The organism is Desulfatitalea tepidiphila (assembly GCF_001293685.1).
Taxonomy (GTDB): domain Bacteria; phylum Desulfobacterota; class Desulfobacteria; order Desulfobacterales; family Desulfosarcinaceae; genus Desulfatitalea; species Desulfatitalea tepidiphila.
The window spans coordinates 431,306-450,767 of the sequence record NZ_BCAG01000005.1; the positions used below are offsets into that span (position 1 = coordinate 431,306).

A 19,462-nucleotide genomic window follows, 5' to 3' on the forward strand; every position below is an offset into this window, starting at 1 on the left:
ATTGAATGGGATTCTGAACCATTGAAGGTATTTACTATTGCCATGAATTTCGGTATGCGTGCTTGGATCTCATAAAAAAGGACCTGACGCACCCATGACGCAGATATTCCAAAATCGTCTCAAACTCTTTCTGGCCTTGTCCCGCACCCCTCACGGCATCATCGACATGGCCGCACCGGCATTGGCGGCTCTCCTTTGTCTGGGCCATTTCCCGCCGATCCAGGTGACGCTGGTAGGGATCGTTACGGTATTTGCCGGATACACGGCGGTTTACGCGCTGAACGACCTGGTCGACCTGCGAACCGACCGGCAGAAAGTCGATATCGGCGGCTACAGCGACGGTGAAAACTACCTCGACGGCGTGATGATGCGCCATCCCATGGCCAAAGGCGCCCTGAGTTTCAAAGCCGGTCTCGCATGGGCCGTGGGCTGGGCGATCCTCGCCCTGGCCGGCGCCTACTGGCTCAACCCGGTGTGCCTCTATATTTTTCTTGCCGGATGTCTTCTCGAAGGCCTTTACTGCAAACTCTGGCGGGTAACCCCCCTGCGCGCCCTGGTCAATGGCGCTGTCAAAACACTCGGGTCCGTGGCAGCAGTCTTTGCCGTCGACCCTTCGCCATCACCACTTTTCCTGATCGCCCTGTTTGCATGGATGTTTGCCTGGGAAATCGGCGGCCAGAATATCCCCAATGACTGGACCGACATCGAAGAGGACCGTCACTTCAAGGCTCAGACCATCCCCCTGCGCCTCGGCCTGCACAAGGCCACGCTGGTCATCGTGGCCTGTTTGACGGCCACGCTTTTTCTCAACATCGTCCTGTTGTGGGTCTCGCCACTCACCTTCGGCATCCTGCCCATGATCGTCGTGGTAGCCGTGAACGTCCTTCTCCTGCTTCATCCGGCCCTGCTGCTGGTCGAACGCCAAAAACGAGAGTTGGCCATGACGCTGTTCAACAAGGCCAGTTATTATCCCCTCGCCATATTGGGGATTGTGCTGGTTCGGCTGGCCTACTGATTGGACTCGCTGCCGAAACTAGTACCTCGGCCTTCCACGTTTCCTTGCCTGGTCCAAACGGAAGACGACAGCAGGTCTCTCCGTTGGAATCCATAAGGCAGTACTTGACCTCTATAACACCTTGACGATCTCACGCCGCATCGCCTGCGGGGAAATGCGAGGACGGCATAGATAGCGCTGGATCCCGGATCAGGTCCGGGCTGGCGGAAGGTGATCTTTTGGATTACGGGCATTAAAAGCGATCTCTGCTCCGGCCTCACGCGCCCTCGAGTGCGCTATAGACCTGCGCCGTATCCTTCTCAAAAACGAAGTAAACGACTCCCGCTGCCAATCCTGGAAAATCAAGTCATTATGCCCGCCCCGCGCAATCACGATGTTTTCCCCGGGCAGGAAGCCAAGAACGGCGTTTAACGTGTCCTTGAACGGCACGATGGCATCGTCCACATTGAGAAACAGGTTGAGATCGTATCCGTACTGTCTGCTCAAGGCCGCCATTGCCGGAAGGATGTTGAAGCTGACGATGTCACGTGCCTCGCGATAGGAACGCAACGGGTCTTTAAAGGCCCTGGAGGCCATCGCGGCAATCCCGCAGATCTGGCGATGAATATAAATGGTTTTCCAGGGGTCGTCTTCTCCGATCGGCCCGCGGCCCAAGCCGACCATATGGGCGAACATCTTTAACCAACCGAGAAGCACATACCCTAAAATGAAACGCAAACAATGGGTGACGGCACCAATCTTTCTCCTGAATCCAGGCGGATTGATAAAAAGCACACTCTTCACCCAGGACCGGTAACCCAATGGATCTGACATCAGGGTTCGCACCACTTCGAAGGCGGCATACGAATGGGCGACGATGTCAATCCCTTTGACATGCCGGTCTTCCTTGAGTCTGGAGACATAGTCTTTGAAAGCACTCTTGCGAAATAACTTGGGCCGGATGGCCGGTCCAAGCAAGCTTCCCATGGGATAATCGATCGCCGCCACCGTCATTCCGCTGGCTATCAAGTGTTGAATCAATTCGTGTTGATCATTTAGCGTAATACTGGTGCCGCCAATGAGCAACACCGGTCTCTGGACATCATCTGATAAAAAAGAATTCTCTTCGCGGGTGAGGCACTGACCCGTCGCATAAAGTCCGTGATATTCTCCGTGTAGACTTTCTTTACCAAATAAGAAAGCATATCGGCGCAAATGTGCGCCTTGCATACACAACTGCATCCCGACCCTCCATTTCTGCAAGGTTTACCAACAGAAACAAAACAGGGATCGATTCCTCGTGATGACAATTCGTTCAGGTCAATCTCAATTCAAACGCCGATCTTCTGAAATGGGTTCTAAAGCGGCGACCCAACGGTATCGATGATTCAGGAGTGACAGCGATCGATTGAACGATAGCGCATGGGAGAGACGGCGCGCCTTGACATACCGATGCCGCAGAATGGCACCCAACTGGATGAAAAGTGTTTACCATGGACCCGACATCCTTTTCAATATCTTTTAAAACAGTACCCATCCTCGTTGGGCTTAATGCATGGCATTCAGTTAGAATCACTGGGTCACATGCAGCAGTTTTAATTGAAAGTGATTCACAATGAAGGGCATGCATTCCAAAAGTGACGTCACCGTAAAAAGCCCAAGATCTGCGTTGTGCTCATCCCGTCGTCCTTGCGGCGTAAGACAAGTACGCCTCAGGACACGGAATTTCGCACGCCTTGATCTTGAACTTTTTACGGTTTTATCAAAAGTGTTTTGTTAAAAAAATTCGCATCGCAACGGATATGGCAGGCGTGGGCGGGGCGGGTGGCCAGGGCCACGTGAGCCTGCGGTCTTAGAGCCAGTTAAATGCAAACGGCGGACAAGCGGCCCAGACTGTTTGAGCGCAGCGAGTTTCTGGGCCGCCCGCCGTGCATGTTACTGGCTCTTGACCGCTTGGCGTGTGGCATCGGCCACCTGCCCCACCCGCGCCGGGCTTAATGAATAGCATTCAGTAGGAATCACTGGGTCACACGCCAGCCGGTTGACAAATCCACCTCACTTATCTATAGGTGAATCCATCATACGCTAGGGGTGCGATTCACGCTGAGAGGATTTCTCCAACCCTTAGAACCTGATCCGGATAATACCGGCGAAGGGAAGCGGCCTGATGAAAGCACCTGCCACTCAATCAGAAAGCCGCTTTCCCGATGCCGGGAAAGCGGCTTTTCGATTTATGGGGGGCCCGTGATACGCGTGACGATTAACGGAAAAACCGAGTCTGTGGGGGCGGGCACGATCGAACAACTGGTCCATGACAAAGGGTTGCGGCCCGAAGCACTGGTGGTCGAACACAATTTCACCATCGTCAAGCAGCCCCAATGGTCCCGGATCCAACTGAGCGAGGGAGACACCCTGGAACTGCTCAGCTTCGTCGGGGGAGGTTGATTCAATGGAAAACGACACATTGACCATCGGCGGCCTTGAATTTACCAGCCGTCTCTTCACCGGCACCGGCAAATTCGCCGATGACCGCCGGATCGCCGACATGCTGGCAGCCAGCGGATCCCAACTGATCACCGTTGCCCTGCGGCGCATCGATCTGGGGGGCAAAAGCCACAACATCCTCGACTTTATTCCCAAATCGGTCACCCTGCTGCCCAACACCTCGGGTGCCCGCACCGCCGCCGAAGCCGTGCGCATCGCCCGCATCGCCAGGGAGGCGGGTTGCGGTCCTTTTATCAAAATCGAGGTGATCACCGACACCAAGTACCTGATGCCCGACAATTATGAAACCCTGGCCGCCACCGAGACGCTGGCCCGGGAGGGATTCGTGGTGCTGCCTTACGTGTTACCCGACCTACCGCTGGCCAAGCGTCTGGAGGATGCCGGCGCCGCTGCGGTGATGCCGCTGGGAGCGCCTATCGGGTCCAACCGGGGCCTGGAAACCGCCCCGTTGATCGCGCTGCTGATCGAAAACTGCCGGGTACCGGTGGTGGTCGATGCCGGTATTGGACGGCCGTCGCACGCAGCGGCCGCCATGGAGATGGGGGCCGATGCAGTCCTGGTCAACACCGCCATCGCCACGGCCGAATATCCGGTCGCCATGGGCCGCGCGTTCTCGCTGGCCGTCGAGGCCGGCCGTATGGCCTACCTGGCCAAAATGGCCGAAGAGAGCCGAACGGCACAGGCATCGTCGCCCCTGACCGGATTTTTGGATCCGATCGAGGATATCGTTTAACGTTCACCTACGGAACAATGCGGTCGTTGCCATGTCTTTCATAGATGTCGTGGAACAGTACGAAGATTTCGACGTTGATGGCTTTTTAGGCCAGGTCACCGATCGGGATGTGGAACGTGCCCTTGCAAAAGAGAAAATGGAACCCATGGATTTTCTCGCCCTGCTCAGCCCGACGGCCGCCGGGCACCTCGAACCCATGGCCCAGAAGGCGCGGCGCCTCACGGTGCAGTATTTCGGCCGCACCATCCAGCTGTTCATACCCCTCTATATCTCCAACTATTGCAGCAACCAGTGTCTCTATTGCGGCTTCAACCGGACCCATGCCATCGAACGCAAGACATTGACCCTCGAAGAGATCGAATGCGAAGCCCAAGCCATTGCCAGCACCGGCATGCAGCACTTGCTTCTGCTCACCGGAGAATCCCTGCAGGCGACGCCCATGGATTACCTGGAGGCGGCCGTGCGCCTGCTCAAACGATATTTCGCGTCGGTCTCCATCGAAATCTTTCCCTTGGATAAGGCCGACTACCGGCGACTCAAAACAGCCGGGGCGGACGGACTGACCCTCTATCAGGAAACATACGACCGTTCTGTTTACCGGCAGGTCCACCTGGCCGGCCGCAAAGCCGATTACCGAAACCGTCTGGACGCACCGGAACGTGGCGCACGGGCCGGCTTCCGGGCGGTCAACATCGGGCCCCTGGTGGGGCTGGGCGAAAAACGGCATGACGTGTTCATGTGCGGTCTGCATGCCCGTTACCTGGACGACCGCTTTCTGGAGACCGAAATCGGGCTTTCGCTGCCGCGCATCAACCCGGCCGAAGGCGGTTACCAACCCGCCCACCCGGCCGACGACCGCGCCTTCGTCCAGTTCCTGCTGGCCCTGCGACTCTTTATGCCAAGATCCGCGTTGACCGTCTCCACCCGTGAGCGCGCCGGTTTTCGGGACCGTCTCATCCACCTGGGGGTCACGCGCCTTTCGGCCGGATCGTGCACCGGCGTGGGCGGCTATGCGCGTCCGGCCGAACGCAAGACAGCGCAATTCGAAATATCGGACCAACGCAGCGTGGCCCAGGTGGCCCAGGCCATTGCGGCCCAGGGATATCAGCCGGTATACAAAGATTGGGACCTGATCGCATGAAAATCGGCATCGCAGGCACAGGCGGCATCGGTTCGAACGTGGCGCATTTGTTGGTACGCGGCGGTGTGCGCCGGTTGAAACTCGTCGATTTCGACCGAGTGGATGCGAGCAATCTCAACCGGCAGTTTTTCTTCCACGATCAGATCGGCCGCACCAAAGTCGAGACGCTGGCCGACAACTTGAGACGCGTCGCCCCTGATCTACACCTCGACACCATGGTTCTGCGCCTTGATGAGGCCAACATGGCCGCAACCTTTCACGATTGCGATGCAGTGGTCGAGGGCCTCGACGACCACGCGGCCAAAAAACGGCTCATGGAAGCGCTGGCCGCCACAGGCCGACCCATCGTGTCGGCCTGTGGCGTGGCCGGACCGGATCTGGACGGCATCGGCACCCGCCGTTTGGGCAACGCCACCATCATCGGCGATTTTAGCACCGATGCTGGCCAGGCGCTCTGCTTTGCGCCTAAAGTGACCATCGTGGCCGCCATGATGGCTCATGTTCTTTTAGAAAAAGGGGGATACTATGAGTGTTGCCAAATCGAATAAACCCCAGCTACCCAAAGGTATCTACGCTATTACGGCCGAGGCGCTCTCCAACGGCCGGACCAACATCGAGGTGGTCCGAGCCATGATCGCCGGCGGCGTTCCCATCATCCAGTACCGTGAAAAGCGCCCCTACAAGAGCCAGCGCCAGATGCTCGACGAGTGTCGGGAAATTCGGCGTTTGACCCACGAGGCCGGAGTGTTGTTCATCGTCAACGACCACGTGGACATCGCCTTGCTCGTCGAAGCCGACGGTGTTCACGTGGGCCAGGACGATCTGCCGGTCCCGGATGTTCGCCGCCTGGTCGGCCCCGGCATGCTCATCGGCCTCTCCACCCATGCCCCAGGGCAGGCCCGCGAGGCCGCCGCCCTGGGCGCCGACTACATCGGCGTGGGCCCGATCTTCAGCACCCAAACCAAGGCCGACGTGGTCGACCCGGTGGGATTCGACTACCTCGACCATGCCGTCGCCCATGCCGGACTGCCAATCGTGGCCATCGGCGGCATCAAACAGCACAACATCGGAGAGGTCGCCCGCCACGGCGCACGCTGCTTCGCCCTGGTCACCGAAATCGTGGGCGCCCCTGACATCGCGGAGAGACTGCGAGGACTGAACCACATTATCGCCAACCTTGAATAGAAAGAAGGTCAACCATGTCCTATGCCACCCAAATGGAAGCCGCCCGCAACGGCATCCTCACGCCGCAAATGGCGCAGATTCTCGCGGATGAAAAAATCGAACGAAACGTGCTGCTCGAACGGGTCGCCGCAGGCCGCATCGCCATACCGGCCAACAAACATCACCCCAACCTCAAGGCCAAGGGGGTCGGCGAGGGATTGAGCACCAAAATCAACGTCAACCTCGGCGTCTCGGAAGATTGCTGTAACGTGGAGCTGGAGTTGGACAAGGTGCGCACGGCCATCGACCTGAAGACCGACGCCATCATGGATCTCAGCACCTTTGGAAATACCCACGCCTTTCGCCGCCGGGCCGTTGAAATCAGCCCGGTGATGATCGGCACCGTTCCGGTGTATGATGCCGTGGTCCGTTATGGCAAACAGGTTCCCGGTATCACGGTGGACGACTTCTTCGACACGGTCGCCCTGCATGCCGAAGATGGCGTGGATTTCCTCACGATCCATGCCGGTCTGAACCGCACGGCGGTCCAACGCGTCCGACAGAGTCCACGCCTGACCCATGTGGTCAGCCGGGGCGGCTCGATCCTGCTGCACTGGATGGAGGCCAATGAAGCGGAAAACCCCTTTTACGAACACTTCGATCGCCTGCTCGAGATCTGCCGCACCTACGATGTGACCATCAGCCTGGGCGACGGCCTGCGCCCCGGCTGCCTGCACGACGCCACCGATGCGGCGCAGATCCAGGAGTTGATCGTACTGGGCGAGCTGACCCAGCGGGCCTGGCAGGCCGACGTGCAGGTGATGATCGAAGGGCCGGGCCATGTGCCGCTCAACGAAATCATCGCCAACATGCAGTTGGAGAAAAAGCTGTGCCACGGTGCGCCGTTCTACGTCCTCGGACCCATCGTAACCGACGTGGCGCCCGGCTATGACCACATCACCTCGGCCATCGGCGGTGCCCTGGCAGCGGCCCACGGTGCCGACTTTCTCTGTTACGTCACACCGGCCGAGCACCTGCGCCTGCCGGACCGGGAGGACATGAAGGAGGGCATCATGGCGGCCAGGATCGCGGCCCACGCGGCCGATATCGCCAAGGGCATTCCCCACGCCATGGATTGGGACAACGCCATGAGCCATGCCCGCAAGGAGCTGGACTGGCCGCGCATGCTCGAGCTGGCCATGGACCCGGAAAAGGCGCGTGCCTATCGCGAATCATCCAAACCCATGGATGAAAACGTGTGTACCATGTGCGGTGACTTGTGTGCCGTCAAACGCAGCCGACAGGTGCTTGAGGGGCGCTGAGGACACGGCAGGGCCGCGGCACGCCAAGTGGCGGTCGAGACATGGGGTGCCGGCCGACTCGTTGAGTGATGAAGACGCATGTGGCGATGGATTGGTCCGCCAGCGCCAAACATGTGACAAAATGTGTCAGGATTTCAAACCAAAATTGCCCCTTCTCCTTTGCTGGCCCATGAACGTTGTCTGAAGATGGCCTGAAAAAGGATAGATTCCATAGAAGTCCTTGCCGTGCGGTCTCACAGTGCACCTTGTTCGATAAGGGAGCCGCGTCTAAAGGTCAGACTCACGGTGCGCCATCCACGCCCGCCATTTTTTTGGTACAGTATTTGCTTTAAACCCGAAAGATACGAGCGACACGCGAGAAGGTATGTACCTTGGACCCAACGCCGGCTGATGTCTACGATGCTCCACTGCCCCAACCCGATATCGGCCGCTGACATAAATGAGGCCGATTTGGATAAGGCGACAGAGAGTCAGACCCGGTTTCTACGCGTTTCCAGATTTCAAAGCATAAAAACCAGAATCATCGCATTTGCTTTATTGGCAACGATCGTCCCCTCGCTGATTCTCGGCGGCGTCTCCTACCTGCAGAGCAGCAAACTGCTCAGGGAAAAAATCTCCCAGGAACTGCACAACGCAACCGTTCAGAGCGCAAAAGAACTCGATTTGTGGCTCAAGGAACGCCTGTACGATCTGAGGGTCTTCTCGAGCTCATACGTCATCTCCGAAAATCTGCCGCGCCCGGCTGGCAAGCAACGATCCGGTATCGAAACCCAGGTGGATATGGAAAACATCAAAAGTTACCTGCGTTCGATCAGTGAAAAATTCGGCACCTATGAATCGCTTTCTCTCATGGATTTGGAAGGTCAGGTCATCGTGACCAGTGCTCCGGATCCGCTGACGATCACCATTCCAGAAAACTGGCGCAAACAGATCCTCAGCCTCACTTCGTCTGGCGTAAAAAATCGTTTCAGTCCCTGCATGGCAAACGGATCCATCCTGATCGCGGAAGAGATAAGCGCATCCGACGGCAGCCCGTTGGCTGTGCTGCTGGCAAAGATCAACCTCGATGCGATCCGTTCGATGCTGAAACTTCAATGTGACGGGGGAATCGGGGAAATCTATCTGACCACCACCGAGGGCAGGGCATTGGTGAGTTCCAGGGATCTGCCCGAGCCGCCGCCTGTCACCGGCCACCCGCTTGTGGTCTCATCGGGATCGGCTGACTCCCCCATGGCGCCGAAAGACTACATCGGTTATCGCCATGAAGCGGTCATCGGTATGGCCATATCGATCGCCCCCGTGCAATGGGTGTTGGTCGCGGAAATGGAGAAGCAGCATGCATATTCGGAGATTGCGATGTTGCGCCGCCTGACTTTGTCATTGGTGGGTGGCTTGATTTTTTGCATCGGAATTGGCGGCTATATCTTCGGCCACTGTCTCGTACGCCCGGTTCGAAGATTGAGCCACGGCGCCGCCAACGTGGCCGCTGGCAACCTGGACGTGGATATCCCGGTAACGGGTCTGAGCGAGATCAGCTACTTGACCCAGGTCTTCAATCATATGGTGGCGAGCCTGAAGCGCGGCCGAGAAGAGATATCCGCGGCCCATGAATCGCTGCTCGAAACCAACAAGGTCTTGCAGCAGCTGTCGATCACGGACAGTTTGACCGGTCTGCACAACCGGCATCATATCATGGCACTCTTCAGCCGGGAAATGGCGCGCGCCACGCGGTACCGCGATCCGTTGACCCTTCTGATGCTCGATATCGATGATTTCAAAAAAATCAACGACACCTATGGTCACCAAGCAGGTGACGCGGCCATCCGTCGACTGGCTGAATCCCTTGGCGAATCGGTCCGGGAGTGCGACTATGTGGGCCGCTACGGGGGCGAGGAATTTTTGATCGTATTGCCAAGCAGTCCCATCGAAGGCGGCGCGGCCATTGCCGAAAGGATACGGCACAATGTGGGCCGCTTGGAGATATCCACTGGCAGAGAAGAATTCTCGGTCACCGTCAGCATCGGCGTTTCAGGTTATCCGGAGGACGGAGACGATATGGAGACTCTGTTGCGTAAAGCAGATAGCGCCCTGTACGCGGCCAAGGCCAGGGGGCGCGATTGCATTGTGGTTTCAAAAGAGACAGAAGGCCGGACGCCTGTGATCATCGGCGAAAACAAGGGGCCGAATCTCAAACTGGTCACTCTTTCTTGATCATGGCCGCGCCCAATAGGGATCGGAAAACCCATCCGCTGGTTCCCGACTCGGTTTCCACGCGTATCCAACTCTCCTTGTAGGAATAACCGATGACCCGCGCGTTCTTGCTCAACCGGCCGATCACCTTGTACTGAAAGCCGGGCCCTTCCCTGAGGTTGCAATCCTCTTTCAGCACCTGGAGCGTCAACGGCTGGGCAAAGGCGGCCTCCCCCTCGACGGCCGGTTCGCCCATCGGCTTGTCCAGCCGATCTTGCACGGTTCGGACCTGACCTTTGGTCTGGTTGGCCAGGTAGAGGGCCCCACCGAAATTCTGGGCATTGAACTCATCGATGCTCATGTTGAGCAGCTGCTCGGCCGTGGCGATTTCGGCCGCGGTGGCCGCATCGGGCGATGGGCCCCGCCGCTTTAATCCCTTGACCGCAAGCTCGGCCTCGGCAAGCGTCGATGCCGCTTCGGCTTTGCTTTCAAGGCTGCGCATCTTGGCTTTGGCCCGCACCACCTCGATGATAGCGGCATCCAGTCGCTTTTGCTGATTGTCGGAACGACGCTTGAGGTCGTTGATCAAGGCCTCGTATGCCAGGGCCTGGAGTTTCATATCGGAATTTTCCCGGGTCAGAAGCTCAAATTTTTCACGGTCAGAGGCCAGCTCCTTGCGAAGCGTTTCATTTTCTTGGGATAACGCCACACTTCGATCGGGTGGGCAAGGCGGACAGACAATGGATGCCGGATCAGGCGCCGGGGATTTGACGGCGGACATACAGCCTGCCAGGCTGCCTGCAAAAAGAAAAACGAGAGTGATCGCAAACTTAACCTGCTTTGATGCGCATTGAATCGGCATAGATCCTCACAGAGTCGATCAATGGTGTCAGCGATGATGGTCCGGCAGCAGGATCACCTCGCCGCCTTGCCCGCCTGCGCCTCTGGCGACCGCGATGCGATTGCCGCCGCTCCGCTTGACGGCGGCCAGCAGATCATCGGCACGTTGTACCAATTCGGGGGGCGTCTCATCATTGAAAAAGGTCAACCCGCCGCTGAGCGTCACCTTCACCTCACCCTGCTCCCAGGACAAGGCGGCAACCTTCTCTCTTATGCGCTCGGCCATCAGCTGGCCCTGGGCGGCGCTGGTATTGGGCAGGATGACCAGGAAGGCTTCCCCCCCGTAACGGCCCACCAGATCGATCTCCCGCATGTTGCGCTTGATGCACCGGCCCACGTCGCGCAGTACACTTTCCCCCAGAACATAGCCGCGTTCATCGTAAATTTTCTTGAAGCCATCGATGTCGAACAGCACTATGGCCAGGGGCATATTGTAGCGGCGGGCCTTTTTGACCTCCTCGACCAGGCGCTGGTAAATATAGCGCCGGTTGGGGATACCCGTCACGCCGTCGGTCATGGACTGCTTCTTGAGTTTCTGGTTGACGATTTGCAGATGGATCGACTTTTCACGAATCCGGCCGTCCAGATCGGTATTGATCTGCAGCAGGTTGCTTTGCTTGCGCCGCTGGCGCAACACCATGACGAGCAGCATGCCGCTGAATACCAGCAAGAGCGCGACGAGGCCAATAGAATAAATGCCGTGACGAACCCAGAAGACCGGCTGGGGGAAAACAATTTCCGTGTTTTCAGGCAATTGTCCGGATTTAATACCGAAACGATGCAGTGCCCGGCCATCGACGCGCAACTGACGCGACAGACCGATATCGGTCGCCATACCCTCTACGGCCTCTCCGGAAAGAATGCGCAACGCTGTGCGACCGGCCTGAATTCCCTGATGGTGCGCCGAATTGATCGCGCCCCCTACGATCCCTTTGCCGAAATAAAAATCCACGGGACTATATACGGCCACCGGCGACCACCGCACCACCATATCGATAACCTCTTTGGCGTGCGCCACATTGCCGCGCCGGTCGTGATCAAATGCGAAAAGATAGACCAGATCATTGGGTGTCAGGGCCACCAGATTGGCCGGCAGCCGCTCCCAATCCACGTCGTTCCAAACCTCCACCAACGCGCGTTCTTTGAGCCCTGCCAGGGAATTTTCCAATTCATCCAGCAGAACCGGCTGCATTCCCCTGCGATCGACGATGACCACGACCCTGCGGCAATTGGGATGCAGTCGAAGCATGAGCGCGAAGGTGGCTGCATGGTCAATCTGTTCCGCCATACCGGTCGCACGGAGTTGGCCGGTCGGAGGGAGTGCGTCACGGTTGTTGATCCCGCAAAACACAATGGGTATGGCGGGCGCCAGTTGGGGGCCATGGGTTGCGATAAACTGCAAGGCACCGTCGTCCGACACGATGATGACGTCGATGGGGATTCGACTCAGCTTTGTCTTGAAATAAACGATGAGATCGGCGACGACCGCCTCGTTGGCCCGATGCAAATCCAGGTAGTCGTAATAAAGGCTGATATCCTTTCCAAACGGTTCGAATACGGATTGGATGCCTTCGGTAATGCGGTCGGTCCAGGTCCATCCCTGGTGATAGCTGTGGAGCACCCAGACATTTTTGGGTTCGCCCGCGTTAGCGTTCACGGCAAAGAGCCATACCATCAAGATGACGAACAGACGCACCATTCCAATAGATCCCGTGACACGAAAATGAGGGCGCATTGTATGGCCTAAAGTTGAATAAATGTCAAACGCCTGCGACCGATGGGTCCAGCTCAATCATACGCCTCGATGAACACGCGAGATCCCGAAAAACGCGCATCGATCACACGGGTCACATCCCGAATCATCTGGATGCGTCCGCAAAGAAAAAAGTCGTAGGCACCGTCGGGATATTGGGTCGATAGAAACCGGTCGACCCGCCCGGCAAATCCAGCCGGCCCAATCTCGCCATCGCCGGCAGCTGCGGAGATGCACGGTATATATCGGCGCGCCGCTGTGAATAGAAGGTCCCGGTAATAAAGCTCGGCCGGGGTACGCACGCCATGCAGGAGATCAAATCCTCGCGCGCCGTCATTTGCAAAGGCGACAAACGGAGCGATACCGGTGCCGGTGGCCACGAACACCGCCCGCCGCCCGGAGGTCTTGAGAGTAAAATATCCGAACGGAGCGGTAATCTGAAAACGATCACCGATCCTGGCCCGGGACAACCGGGGTGAAAAAAGCCCATCCGGTACCAGTCGGACGCAAAGGGCCAACTCTCGGGCGTCCACCGGTCCGAGAAGGGTGTAATCCCGACGAAGGGCGCCGTCGACAAAGCTGATTTTCTGGCCGGGAAAGAAATCAAATCCGTCCGGTCGCTCCAAACGGATCTCGAAGGTGCCTTCGCTCAACCACTGCACCGCCGTCACCGCCACCACGAATAGCGGCCGGAGGTCGTTGGCCGGGGTTGACCGGGGCATCATCCCTGCCACTGCACATCTCCCACGCCGGCGTGCTGATTGAGCCAGCGGGCCAGCACAAAAAAATAGTCGGAAAGTCGGTTGATAAAAGCTACGATCGGTGCGAATCCTTCAAACGACCGCCCCGCAGCGGCCTCTTGTTCGGCCAGCAGGATGACGGCCCGTTCGGCCCGCCGGCACACCGTGCGGGCGATATGCGCCCACCCCGCGGTGGGGTGCCCACCGGGCAAAATAAAGGACTTGAGTTCGGGCAACTGCGCGTCCATCCCATCGATCCAGGATTCGATCCGTTGACTGTACCCGATCGTAATCGAATTCAACCGCGCCTGGGCTTCGGACCCCGATGTGGCCGCCAGCCAGGCGCCGACCTGGAACAGATCCGATTGAATCTCCTTGAGCTGGACCTCGGCCGCTTCCGTATCCGGCAGCAGGACGGCAATCAGCGCACCCACCACGGAGTTGAGTTCGTCGATATCTCCGTAGGCGTGGATCCGCGCGTCGCTCTTGACCACCCGTTCCCCGCTGAAAAGACTGGTTTTGCCCTGATCTCCGGTCTGGGTATAGATCTTCATGCGCGGGCCGCCGACGGCTTGGCGTCTTGTACCACCGGTTCGAACATTTTGGCCGGTGCCCCGCAGACCGGACAGCGATAGGGTGGTTTTTCGCCATCATGAATGTAGCCGCAAATCAGACATCGCCAGCGCATAAAGACACCTCCTGGTATAGGGCTTGACAGTTCCGGGCGGGTTTTACATCCGCCCGGACACTTTCGTTGGTATTGTCATATCAGTGCAGCCCGACATTTGGCAACTCATTGTCATCTTGCCGCTGGTTTCACAGCAGCAAATGGCCTGATCAGGTCAGATACCGGCCGCCAGGAGCGGTTTTGGGATTTGTCTTTTCAGCATGCTTAATAAGCGGTAAAAGCGGGCCAGGGTATGAGACCTAACCTTTGATGGAAGGAAACCCCTGATGAGCCAGCTTCTCATGATCGATATCGGCGCCGGAACCATGGATATCCTCTGCTACGACAGCAGCAGCGGCGAGCATTTCAAGGCCGTCGCTCCCTCCCCCGTGCGCCACCTTGCCTGGCAGATCGCCCAGACCAGCGGCGACCTGGTCGTGTCGGGCGTGGAGATGGGGGGCGGTCCGGTCACCGAGGCCTTGCGTCAACGGGCTGCCACGGATCGCGTCGTCATCTCCTCATCGGCGGCCGCGACACTCCACCACGACATGGATCGGGTGCGTCATTGGGGCCTCATCGTAGAAGAGGATGCCGCCGTCGAGCGTTTGTGCGGCGACCCCGGCTACACCGCCGTCCGTCTGAGCGATGTGCAGCCCGAACGCATTGCCCAAATCATCTCCGGCCTGGGGCTGCCCATGGCTTTTGATGCCGTGGCGCTCTGCGCCCAGGATCATGGCGTGGCCCCCAAAGGCGTGAGCCATCTGGATTACCGTCACAACCTGTTCCAGGAGATCCTCGACCGTCCGGCAACACCTTTCGATCTGCTCTACCACGAGGATGAAGTGCCGGGGGCCTTCAACCGATTGCGCAGCATGGTGAGCGACGCCCGCCAGCTCAACGCCCAGGCGGTCTATGTCATGGACAGCGGCATGGCCGCCATGTGCGGTGCGGCCCAGGATGCCCATGCCGGCAACGCTTCGCCGATCATCATCCTGGATATCGCCACGTCGCACACCGTGGCCGCCGTTATGGAAGGGGACCAGGTGGCCGGGTTCGTGGAGTACCACACCCGCGGCATGACCTTGGCGCGCCTGGAGGAACTACTGGTGGCGCTGGCCGACGGCCGCGTCCGGCACGATCAAATTCTGGCCGAAGGCGGCCATGGTGCCTATTTACGCCGCGCGGTGGGTTTCGAGCGGGTCCGGGCCATCATCGCCACCGGCCCCAAACGCCGCCTCATGGCCGATTCGGCCCTGCCGGTGATTTGGGGCGCCCCCTGGGGGGACAACATGATGACCGGAACGGTCGGCCTGCTGGAGGCCATGCGCCGAAGGCTCGGCCTGGCGCCCATTCCATATCTATAAAGAACCTGAGAAACGGTGGAGGTTTCATCCCCACCCCCTGGAAAACCATACCATGCAAGATTTCTGGCTCTGCTTCGTCCCCCTGTTTGTAGCCGTGGATGCCATCGGCGTGCTGCCGATCTACATCGCCCTGACAGACGACCTCGACCCGCGCATTCAGCGGGCGGTTCTGGTGCAATCGATCGCAACGGCCACGGCCGTGTCGCTGGTGTTTCTCATGTTCGGACCGGCGCTGCTGACCTTTCTCGGCGTGACGGTGGCCGATTTCATGATCGCCGGTGGTAGCCTGCTCTTTGCCATCTCCCTGAGCGATCTGATCACCGGAGAGAAAAAGAGGCGCCAGGCGGACGCGCAAAGCCTCGGAGCCGTGCCCATCGGGATCCCCTTGCTGGCCGGGCCGGCCCTGCTGACCACCTGCATCGTACTGGCCAACGCGTATGGCAAAAGCTTGACCGCAGCCGCCGTCATCGCCAACCTGCTGATCGCGGGAGTGATCTTCATGTTCGCCGAACCGGTCACGCGCATCCTGGGCCGAAACGGCACCCGCAGTGCATCGAAAATTTCGAGCCTCTTTCTGGCGGCCATCGCCGTGATGCTGGTCCGAAAAGGTTTGATCGAAGCGCTGGCCGCCAGCGCACCTTGAAAATGCGCGAGCGGTCAGGCCTGGGGCCCGCCGTATAGCTTCTTGACCTTGACGCGATCGGGTGAACCGTCCGCCGCCAGCGGCAGCTCATCCACGAATTGCACGTATTGGGGCTTTTTATAACGGGCAATGCGCCCCCCGACGAATTCGATCAGCGCCTTCGCGGTCAGAGATCCGCCGGATTTCAGGCGGCACACCGCCTTGATGCCTTCGGTCCACTTGGGATCGGGTACACCAAAGACCACCACGGCTGCCACAGCGGGATGTTCGAGGATCACCTTCTCCACTTCGGCCGGATAGACATTCTCCCCGCCTGGTTTGATCAGCTCCTTTTCGGCCTTGCGGGCCACGTACCACAGGTAGCCGTCCTCATCGAAACGGCCCACATCGCCGGTATGGTGCCACCCGTTGCGAAAGGTGTAGGCATTTTCATCGTCCAGCCCCCAATACCCCTTGAACACCATAGGACCGCGCACGGCGATCTCTCCGGCCTGACCGGTAGGTACAGGCCGGTCGTTGTCGTCCATTAACTGGACATCGATGAGGGGCATCGGCCGGCCGGCCGATCCTGGACGCTCGCTGAAAGGACTCATGGTGACCACGAGGGAGGTTTCGGTCTGTCCGAAGAGACTGTAAAACGAACCGCCGGTCATCTCCTGGTAGCGCGCGATGACCTCTGGCCTGTCGATCCCCAACACGGCCCGCAAGGAGCTGATATCCTCACCGCTATCGGCCACGTGGGCCAGGAGGGTCTGCATCATGGGCGCAAAGGCGAACAGCACGCTCGCCTTGTGCTCGGCAATCAAGCGGGCGGCCTGGGCGGCATCGAATTTGCGCATGTTGATATTGAGCATCCCGCCATGGAAACAACAGAACGCCATACCCAGGCCGGCGATATGAAACATGGGCAAGGGATTGAGGTGAACATCGTCTTGGGTCAGATGGATCTGCTGCATCAACTGGGCATTGGCGCACAGCAGGTTATAATGGCTGAGCAGAGCCCCGCGAGGTCGCCCGGCCACGGCCGCGGTATGGATGATCACCAGCCCGTCGTCGGCCGAAACCGCCCGGGACGGCAGCCCCCCTTCGGGCAGGGGCGCGTCGACGAGGTCCCTGAAGGGGCCGTTCCGGGCCTGCAGGTTGTAACATTTGGTGTCGCGCCCGAGCTTGGCCGCAACCGCCTCCATCGCTTCAGGGTCTTCCCCGTCGGCAAACAGAAAGCGCACCTGAACGTCGTTGAGGTTGTAGGCCATCTCATCCACGGACAACCGCCAATTGATGGGCACGACGATCGCGCCCAAGGCAGCGGCCGCGCCGTATAGGACGAGATAAGCGAGGCAATTTTTACCGATTACGCCGATACGATCGCCCTTGCAGCACCCGGCGGCCGTCAACCCCGAGGCCATGCGCTCGACCGACGCCTGGTACTCCGCGAAGGTCATGGCCCGATTTTCTTCGGCCTCCAGCCAGGCGATGCGTTCCGGATAGAGCCGCGCATTGCGGCAAATGATATCATACAGGGTCAAATCATAGACACTCATGCAATACTCCTTCCGTGCGGTTAAGAAAGAGAATTCTTAAAAACGTTATCCACTGTAATGGAGGCTGCATTAAAAAGAGGCATCGGTGGCGGGCGAAAGGCCTGACGCACAGTAAGCGCCGATCGAGCATCCGACCCGTCCGGCATCGGGGAACCAACACACCTGTTTGGGTGTCAAATTGAGGGGAACACCCGTGGACCTTTACTTGGTGGTGGTCACCGGGCAAGGGCCCCTCAGGATAATAAACTGAGCCGTGGAGCCGAGCAGCAGTTTGCGGGTACGCGACTTCTTTTCGATCCCGATATAAATGTGGTCCACGCCATTGTCTTCGGCGAACTTGACCAGGTCTTCACCGGGTGTCAATCCACGTGCCAGCTGAAGCGTCTCGCAGGAGATATGAAATTGAAGCAGATAGTCCTTGGCCCGCTCCAATTTTTCTTCCACTGCCTGGATATCCTCCAAGGTCTCGTTACTGCCCCCCTCCATGGAAGTCACCACGTAAACCAGGGCGTCGGCATTTGTCTTGGCCTTTTCGCATGCCAATTCCAAGGCTCTCTGAGAAGGCGGCGAGCCATTGTAGGCAACCAACAATTTCATGACACACTCCTAATTCGTGTCCATCCACAAATGGCCAATTTGCCCGATATCGGCGTTATGCTCAAAATTTTATCCTCGGAATATTCGACATATGCCTGCGGTAAAATTTTTCGCATGCCTTGATCTCAGCCAAATTTGCCTATTTCTGGATGGACACTCGCTCTCACCCATCCACAAATGGCCCTTTTGCCCTTATTTGGATGTGCACTCACTGTATGGAAATTCAGATCGAACCCTGCGGCCTAACTCAATCAGACTGCCGCTACTTTACACTTAACACTTCAAACTTAAAACTTCTTTTTTACATCCAACGCTTCCGCCGCTTGTAGGACTTGACCTCCTTGAACGACTTGCGCCCGCCCCCCTGGGTGACGCCCATATAGAACTCCTTGACGTCCGGATTGTCCTGCAGCTTGTCCGAAGGCCCCTCCAGCACAATTTTGCCGTTTTCCATGATATAGGCGTAGTTGGAGATCGCAAGGGCGATCTTGGCGTTCTGCTCGACCACCAGAATCGTGGTCTGCATCTCCTCGTTGATGCGTTTGACGTTGTCGAAAATTTCCTTCACCAGAAGTGGCGCCAGCCCCAACGAGGGCTCGTCGAGCATCAACATCTTGGGCGCTGCCATCAAAGCCCGCGCAATGGCGATCATCTGCTGCTCGCCGCCCGAACAGTAGCCGGCCATGCGATGGGTCACCTTGGACAGACGCGGGAAATGGGTATACATCAATTCATAATCCCTGCGGATATTGGCCGCGCCGTCCTTGCGGGTGACCGATCCGACCCGGATGTTCTCGTCCACGGTCAGGTGCTTGAACACCCGGCGTCCTTCGGGCACCATGACCGCCCCCAGGTGCACCACCTGTGTTCCCAATACGTTGGTGATGTCCTGCCCATCGAACTTGACAAACCCCTCGCGTATAGATCCGTTTTCCGGTTTGAGCAACCCGCTGATGGCCCGCAGGGTAGTTGTTTTACCGGCGCCGTTGGTTCCCAACAAGGCCACGATATCGCCCTGGGTCACGCCGATACTGACGCCGCGCAGCACCTGGATGATATCGTTGTAGACCACCTCGATGTTGTTGACTTCCAGCAACCGTTCGTTTGCAGAGCTCGCTGTCATATAACGTACCGTCTATGCCTGCTTTGGTGATGGATGAACCCGCCCACTGGGCGCGAAAAACGCTTGGCCCCCAGTGGGCGGCTGA

General features: G+C 58.3%; 19 protein-coding genes and 1 riboswitch. Of the genes, 10 read left to right on the top strand and 9 right to left on the bottom strand.

The annotated features are described in order from the left end of the window. Positions 1-94 precede the first annotated feature (94 nt). A complete protein-coding gene (locus DFT_RS19625) occupies positions 95-1,015 on the top strand; it encodes a UbiA family prenyltransferase (protein ID WP_054032953.1) in 921 nt (306 codons plus the stop codon). Positions 1,016-1,204: 189 nt separating this feature from the next. Here DFT_RS19625 and DFT_RS19630 read toward each other — a convergent pair whose 3' ends face one another. Next, a complete protein-coding gene (locus DFT_RS19630; RefSeq protein WP_054032954.1) occupies positions 1,205-2,236 on the bottom strand; it encodes a lipase family protein in 1,032 nt (343 codons plus the stop codon). Positions 2,237-3,071: 835 nt separating this feature from the next. After that, positions 3,072-3,169: riboswitch (TPP riboswitch) on the top strand. A 69-nt stretch (positions 3,170-3,238) separates the two neighbouring features. Between DFT_RS19630 and thiS the strand changes: the two genes are divergently transcribed. The 7 genes from thiS to DFT_RS19665 all read left to right on the top strand — a co-directional run bounded on the left by thiS (position 3,239) and on the right by DFT_RS19665 (position 10,070). Further along, a complete protein-coding gene (gene thiS, locus DFT_RS19635) occupies positions 3,239-3,439 on the top strand; it encodes a sulfur carrier protein ThiS (RefSeq protein WP_235506285.1) in 201 nt (66 codons plus the stop codon). Positions 3,440-3,443: 4 nt separating this feature from the next. After that, positions 3,444-4,232, top strand: coding sequence for a thiazole synthase (locus tag DFT_RS19640; protein ID WP_054032955.1), 789 nt, complete (start codon positions 3,444-3,446; stop codon positions 4,230-4,232). A gap of 31 nt (positions 4,233-4,263) precedes the next feature. Beyond that, positions 4,264-5,373, top strand: a complete 1,110-nt coding sequence (gene thiH, locus DFT_RS19645) for a 2-iminoacetate synthase ThiH (protein ID WP_054032956.1) — start codon at positions 4,264-4,266, stop codon at positions 5,371-5,373. Further along, positions 5,370-5,921 carry a sulfur carrier protein ThiS adenylyltransferase ThiF gene (thiF, locus tag DFT_RS19650; protein ID WP_054032957.1) on the top strand — a complete coding sequence of 184 codons (552 nt, stop codon included), beginning with the start codon at positions 5,370-5,372 and terminating at the stop codon, positions 5,919-5,921. Before thiH ends, thiF begins: the two co-directional genes overlap by 4 nt. Beyond that, the gene (gene thiE, locus DFT_RS19655) at positions 5,899-6,558 is read left to right on the top strand and encodes a thiamine phosphate synthase (protein ID WP_054032958.1); all 660 of its coding nucleotides are present in this window, start codon (positions 5,899-5,901) and stop codon (positions 6,556-6,558) included. The genes thiF and thiE overlap by 23 nt, the downstream gene beginning before the upstream one ends. 14 nt (positions 6,559-6,572) lie before the next feature. Next, positions 6,573-7,859: a phosphomethylpyrimidine synthase ThiC gene (thiC, locus tag DFT_RS19660; protein WP_054032959.1), complete on the top strand. Its 1,287-nt coding sequence runs from the start codon at positions 6,573-6,575 to the stop codon at positions 7,857-7,859. A gap of 537 nt (positions 7,860-8,396) precedes the next feature. Continuing rightward, positions 8,397-10,070 (top strand): sensor domain-containing diguanylate cyclase, encoded by a 1,674-nt coding sequence (locus DFT_RS19665; protein WP_161807212.1) that lies wholly within the window; start codon positions 8,397-8,399, stop codon positions 10,068-10,070. On the opposite strand, the gene DFT_RS19670 is transcribed toward DFT_RS19665, so the two are convergent. The 5 genes from DFT_RS19670 to DFT_RS26350 all read right to left on the bottom strand — a co-directional run bounded on the left by DFT_RS19670 (position 10,057) and on the right by DFT_RS26350 (position 14,130). Continuing rightward, positions 10,057-10,758: an SH3 domain-containing protein gene (locus tag DFT_RS19670; RefSeq protein ID WP_161807213.1), complete on the bottom strand. Its 702-nt coding sequence runs from the start codon at positions 10,756-10,758 to the stop codon at positions 10,057-10,059. The two genes, DFT_RS19665 and DFT_RS19670, sit on opposite strands and share 14 nt — an antisense overlap. Before the next feature lie 180 nt (positions 10,759-10,938). Continuing rightward, positions 10,939-12,648, bottom strand: a complete 1,710-nt coding sequence (locus DFT_RS19675; RefSeq protein WP_054032962.1) for a GGDEF domain-containing protein — start codon at positions 12,646-12,648, stop codon at positions 10,939-10,941. Positions 12,649-12,737: 89 nt separating this feature from the next. After that, the gene (locus tag DFT_RS19680; protein WP_054032963.1) at positions 12,738-13,424 is read right to left on the bottom strand and encodes a ferredoxin--NADP reductase; all 687 of its coding nucleotides are present in this window, start codon (positions 13,422-13,424) and stop codon (positions 12,738-12,740) included. After that, a complete protein-coding gene (locus tag DFT_RS19685; RefSeq protein WP_054032964.1) occupies positions 13,424-13,996 on the bottom strand; it encodes a cob(I)yrinic acid a,c-diamide adenosyltransferase in 573 nt (190 codons plus the stop codon). Before DFT_RS19685 ends, DFT_RS19680 begins: the two co-directional genes overlap by 1 nt. Continuing rightward, the gene (locus DFT_RS26350) at positions 13,993-14,130 is read right to left on the bottom strand and encodes a rubredoxin-like domain-containing protein (RefSeq protein ID WP_161807214.1); all 138 of its coding nucleotides are present in this window, start codon (positions 14,128-14,130) and stop codon (positions 13,993-13,995) included. The genes DFT_RS19685 and DFT_RS26350 overlap by 4 nt, the downstream gene beginning before the upstream one ends. Positions 14,131-14,396: 266 nt before the next feature. On the opposite strand from DFT_RS26350, the gene DFT_RS19690 reads away from it, so the two are divergent. Both DFT_RS19690 and DFT_RS19695 read left to right on the top strand, forming a co-directional pair. After that, complete coding sequence (locus DFT_RS19690) at positions 14,397-15,473, top strand: DUF1786 family protein (RefSeq protein WP_054032965.1); 1,077 nt, start codon at positions 14,397-14,399, stop codon at positions 15,471-15,473. A 52-nt stretch (positions 15,474-15,525) separates the two neighbouring features. Continuing rightward, entirely contained in the window at positions 15,526-16,116 is a 591-nt protein-coding gene (locus tag DFT_RS19695; protein ID WP_054032966.1) for a MarC family protein, read from the top strand. Between the two features lie 14 nt (positions 16,117-16,130). Here DFT_RS19695 and DFT_RS19700 read toward each other — a convergent pair whose 3' ends face one another. From DFT_RS19700 to DFT_RS19710, 3 genes are all read right to left on the bottom strand, one after another. Beyond that, positions 16,131-17,657, bottom strand: coding sequence for an AMP-binding protein (locus tag DFT_RS19700; protein WP_054032967.1), 1,527 nt, complete (start codon positions 17,655-17,657; stop codon positions 16,131-16,133). A gap of 201 nt (positions 17,658-17,858) precedes the next feature. After that, positions 17,859-18,254, bottom strand: a complete 396-nt coding sequence (locus DFT_RS19705; RefSeq protein WP_054032968.1) for a universal stress protein — start codon at positions 18,252-18,254, stop codon at positions 17,859-17,861. A 301-nt stretch (positions 18,255-18,555) separates the two neighbouring features. Then, positions 18,556-19,377, bottom strand: coding sequence for an ABC transporter ATP-binding protein (locus DFT_RS19710; RefSeq protein WP_054032969.1), 822 nt, complete (start codon positions 19,375-19,377; stop codon positions 18,556-18,558). Positions 19,378-19,462 lie beyond the last annotated feature (85 nt).

Coding starts and splice junctions, on each gene's coding strand:
- DFT_RS19625 (WP_054032953.1), top strand. CDS start 95: ATGACGCAGATATTCCAAAATCGTCTCAAACTCTTTCTGGCCTTGTCC.
- DFT_RS19630 (WP_054032954.1), bottom strand. CDS start 2,236: ATGCAGTTGTGTATGCAAGGCGCACATTTGCGCCGATATGCTTTCTTA.
- DFT_RS19640 (WP_054032955.1), top strand. CDS start 3,444: ATGGAAAACGACACATTGACCATCGGCGGCCTTGAATTTACCAGCCGT.
- thiH (WP_054032956.1), top strand. CDS start 4,264: ATGTCTTTCATAGATGTCGTGGAACAGTACGAAGATTTCGACGTTGAT.
- thiF (WP_054032957.1), top strand. CDS start 5,370: ATGAAAATCGGCATCGCAGGCACAGGCGGCATCGGTTCGAACGTGGCG.
- thiE (WP_054032958.1), top strand. CDS start 5,899: ATGAGTGTTGCCAAATCGAATAAACCCCAGCTACCCAAAGGTATCTAC.
- thiC (WP_054032959.1), top strand. CDS start 6,573: ATGTCCTATGCCACCCAAATGGAAGCCGCCCGCAACGGCATCCTCACG.
- DFT_RS19675 (WP_054032962.1), bottom strand. CDS start 12,648: ATGGTGCGTCTGTTCGTCATCTTGATGGTATGGCTCTTTGCCGTGAAC.
- DFT_RS19680 (WP_054032963.1), bottom strand. CDS start 13,424: ATGCCCCGGTCAACCCCGGCCAACGACCTCCGGCCGCTATTCGTGGTG.
- DFT_RS19685 (WP_054032964.1), bottom strand. CDS start 13,996: ATGAAGATCTATACCCAGACCGGAGATCAGGGCAAAACCAGTCTTTTC.
- DFT_RS26350 (WP_161807214.1), bottom strand. CDS start 14,130: ATGCGCTGGCGATGTCTGATTTGCGGCTACATTCATGATGGCGAAAAA.
- DFT_RS19690 (WP_054032965.1), top strand. CDS start 14,397: ATGAGCCAGCTTCTCATGATCGATATCGGCGCCGGAACCATGGATATC.
- DFT_RS19695 (WP_054032966.1), top strand. CDS start 15,526: ATGCAAGATTTCTGGCTCTGCTTCGTCCCCCTGTTTGTAGCCGTGGAT.
- DFT_RS19700 (WP_054032967.1), bottom strand. CDS start 17,657: ATGAGTGTCTATGATTTGACCCTGTATGATATCATTTGCCGCAATGCG.
- DFT_RS19705 (WP_054032968.1), bottom strand. CDS start 18,254: ATGAAATTGTTGGTTGCCTACAATGGCTCGCCGCCTTCTCAGAGAGCC.
- DFT_RS19710 (WP_054032969.1), bottom strand. CDS start 19,377: ATGACAGCGAGCTCTGCAAACGAACGGTTGCTGGAAGTCAACAACATC.